The following is a 3,286-nucleotide window of genomic DNA, read 5'->3' as shown; positions in this document are numbered from 1 at the left end:
AAATGATTCAGGGCTCAGAATGACACTATGAAGCACATTGGTACTAAAATGATTCAGGGCTAAAAACTAGGTATTGTAGCACTAACGATTTTGTAAGCATCGTAGTAGAAACGGGGAACGGTTATGGCATTACCATATCAGCTGAAGCTCGAGATGTTTGAGGGCCCGTTTGATTTGCTTCTTAATCTGATATCGCGCCAGAAAATCGATATATATGAGATACCAATAGCCCAGATCACCAGGGAATACCTCGACTACGTCGATTCTTTTCAGGAATTTGACCTCGAAATCGGTACAGAGTTCCTCCTGATGGCCGCGACGTTGCTCGACATTAAGGCGGCAAATCTGCTTCCCAAAAAAGAAGAACCCGCAGACGAAGACGACGTCTCTCCGCAAGAAGGACGTGAGGTTTTAATTGCGCGATTGATCGAATATAAAAAATTCAAAAACGTGTCGGGCGAACTTACAGCCAGATACGAAGCCGAAAGCAAGTATTATCCCCGGGATGCCGGTCTTGAGGAGCAGTTCGATGGCCTTATCCCGGATTTTTTAGCGGGGCTTTCCCTCGGTAGGTTGCGCAGGATGTTTTTGGCTGTTTACGATAAAAAAGAGATAAACCTGATGCAGGCCGACCACATAACCCCAAAACCGCTGAGCGTCGATGAGTATGTAAAAAGGCTCAAGGAACGGCTTAAGGGCTTAAAGATGAAAAGCTTCCGCGAGCTTACCAACGATTGTACCGATAAAGTCGAGCTTATAACCATGTTTTTAGCGGTACTGGAACTCTATAAGCGGGGAAAAGTCGAGCTGGGGCAGGCCGAGGTATTCGGCGAGATAATGATAATTGTAAACGATAAGCCGGGAGTGGTAGTGTGAGCGATCTGAAAGTACGCTTAAGAAGCATCGTCGAGGCGCTTCTTTTTATAAGCGACCAACCGTTAAGCAAAGCGAAAATCGTAAGCGTAGTGGATATCCCCGAAGAAGAGGTCAACCAAATCCTTACCGACCTCACCAACGAATACAGCAGAGCCGACCGCGGTTTTCAGTTGCGAGAGGTTGCGGGCGGATATCGCCTCTACAGCCACCCTGCCTATGCATCGTACATCGAGAAACTGATACTTTCCTTCGACCACAGAAGGCTTACCCAGGCCGCCCTCGAGACGCTTTCCATAATCGCCTACAAACAGCCCGTCACCAGGGCGGATATAGCGAGCATTCGGGGAGTGAACTCAGACGGCGTTGTTAATACCCTTATCAACAGGGGATTGATAAAAGAACTCGGCAAGCAAGATGCCCCAGGCCAGCCGATTCTCTACGGTACCACCAACCGTTTCCTGGAATCCTTCGGCCTGAGAAGCCTCAACGAGCTTCCGCCGCTTGACGAATTCTCACCGGACGATCCTACTTTCTAATAATAATCCTGTCCGGTCCGTCCTTAACCCGTTCGTAGTTGAAGTTATGCGATATAAACCTGATGATATTGGAGACGACGACCAGGACGGGAACTGCAAGAAATATCCCGACAATCCCGGCGATTTCTCCGCCGGCGATAATCCCAAACATTATGAGCAACGGATTCAAGCCGACCGTTCCGCCAAGGATAAACGGGGCCAACACATTATTCTCCAGCTGCTGGATCACGATAAAGACAATTACCACGTAAAGCGCGAGGATCGGCTTAATGGTAAGCGCGACGATGATGGAGGGGATTGCGCCGAGAACCGGCCCAAGCACCGGTATTATTTCAGTCAAACCTGCCCAGAACCCCAGGAGTGCGGGAAACGGCAACCCCACAATCCAGACGCCGATGCCCGACGCTACTCCGATGGTCGCCATAAATGCAAGCTGCCCGAGCAAATATTTCGATAATGCCGTCTTCATAGAGACCAAAAATCGGTCGTACACGCTCGAAAGTTCGGATGGCAACGCGCTTCGCATAGACCTATCAATCGAGGGAAGAAAAATCAGCATGTAAAGCGACACGATAAAGACCAAAAACATGTCGGTTATCAGGCTAACCAGCGACGGTATTAACGAGAACACGTTTTGTACCTGCGATGTCGCTATACTGGTTGCCTGGCTGACGAGCGAATTGGGGTCTATGGGGAGCAGCCGCGTTAGCCCAACTCGCTCGAGTGCTCTGGTCACGTATGCCGTCTGTGTCCTTAAAGAAGCGACGTACTTTGGGAGGTCCGCCAAGAAACTTCTAAACTCATCCGCGATAATCGGCCCAATGGTGAGGAGTATCGCCGTAAGCAACCCGAAAAAGGCCAGGTATGTTAAGGCGATGGCAAGCCCGCGGTTCACTTTTTGCTTTTCCAGGAATCCAATTATGGGGTGAATGACAAATACGATGATAGCCGCTGTAACAAATAACGATATCGTGTGCAGGATGTTTCCGATGAATACGTAAAGCAGAAGCACAGCCAGTGCGAAGATAATTGCCTTAAGCCAATCGGCCACCCTGTAATACATGGAAATCCCCTTAATGCGTTTACTAAAGTAATTCCCATTTAGCGGCTTGTTTAGCGGCCCTTCAGCAGTTTGCAGAACGCAGGTTAATGCGGATTAATGCGGATTAATGTGGATTAACACAGATTAATGCAGATTAACGTGGATTATATTAAGCGGACGGCTTTGTAAAGAGACTCGATCTCTCTTGGGGTAAGTGACCTGAAGTTTCCCACGGGCAGTTTATCGAGCAGAACCCCGTCCACCGCCACCCGTTTTAAGAAGATAACCGTGTGGCCTATCTTTTGAAACATCCTGCGTATCTGGCGCTTTCTTCCCTCGTGGATGGCAACGTTAAGGAATGTAGATGTCATTGTTTCCTTTATGGCGCTGATTTCCGCCGGGGCGGTAATCCCGTCCTCAAGCACGATGCCTTTTCTCAACTTAGCAAGCGAGCTATTGGATGGATGCCCTTCCACCTCGGCGATGTATGATTTCTTAACCTTGTATCGCGGGTGCGTAAGCCTGAATGCAAGCTCCCCGTCGTTGATTAAAAACAGCAACCCCTCGGTATCAAAATCAAGCCTACCCACAGGGAAAACCCTATCGCTTACCCCACCCAGCAAATCGATTACCGTCGGTCTCCCGAACTTGTCGGTTACGCTCGTGATAAACCCCGCCGGCTTATTTAACATAAGGTAGAGCTTCTCTTCCTTAACCCGAACCGGCTTATCATTGACTTCAACGACGTCTTTTATTGGATTCACCTTGGTCCCAAGCTCGGTGACCACATGACCGTTAACTTTAACGCGCCCTTCCTTGATGAGATCCTCAC

Annotated in this window: 4 protein-coding genes; 2 read left to right on the top strand and 2 right to left on the bottom strand. The window is 49.0% G+C overall.

Translation table 11 applies throughout. The features are described from left to right. Positions 1 to 123 precede the first annotated feature (123 nt). Together COY37_RS10300 and scpB are read left to right on the top strand one after the other, a co-directional pair. Positions 124 to 876: a segregation and condensation protein A gene (locus COY37_RS10300; protein WP_286677693.1), complete on the top strand. Its 753-nt coding sequence runs from the start codon at positions 124 to 126 to the stop codon at positions 874 to 876. After that, a complete protein-coding gene (scpB, locus tag COY37_RS10295; protein WP_286677694.1) occupies positions 873 to 1,412 on the top strand; it encodes an SMC-Scp complex subunit ScpB in 540 nt (179 codons plus the stop codon). The genes COY37_RS10300 and scpB overlap by 4 nt, the downstream gene beginning before the upstream one ends. Here scpB and COY37_RS10290 read toward each other — a convergent pair. Next, on the bottom strand, positions 1,402 to 2,475 hold the full coding sequence (locus COY37_RS10290) for an AI-2E family transporter (protein ID WP_286677695.1): 1,074 nt from the start codon (positions 2,473 to 2,475) through the stop codon (positions 1,402 to 1,404). The genes scpB and COY37_RS10290 overlap by 11 nt on opposite strands. A 143-nt stretch (positions 2,476 to 2,618) precedes the next feature. After that, a partial coding sequence (locus COY37_RS10285; protein ID WP_286977486.1) for a pseudouridine synthase occupies positions 2,619 to 3,286 on the bottom strand: 668 nt, incomplete at its 5' end.

Origin of the sequence: Candidatus Aquicultor secundus (assembly GCF_002791875.1) — a bacterium.
Lineage (GTDB): Bacteria > Actinomycetota > Aquicultoria > Aquicultorales > Aquicultoraceae > Aquicultor_A > Aquicultor_A secundus.
The sequence above is the reverse complement of the archived record's forward strand: the minus strand, read 5'-3'. Positions and strand labels throughout refer to the sequence as shown.

Bases quoted from the DNA above. Each gene is read 5' to 3' on its own strand.
- COY37_RS10300 (WP_286677693.1), top strand. From the start codon at position 124: ATGGCATTACCATATCAGCTGAAGCTCGAGATGTTTGAGGGCCCGTTT.
- COY37_RS10290 (WP_286677695.1), bottom strand. From the start codon at position 2,475: ATGTATTACAGGGTGGCCGATTGGCTTAAGGCAATTATCTTCGCACTG.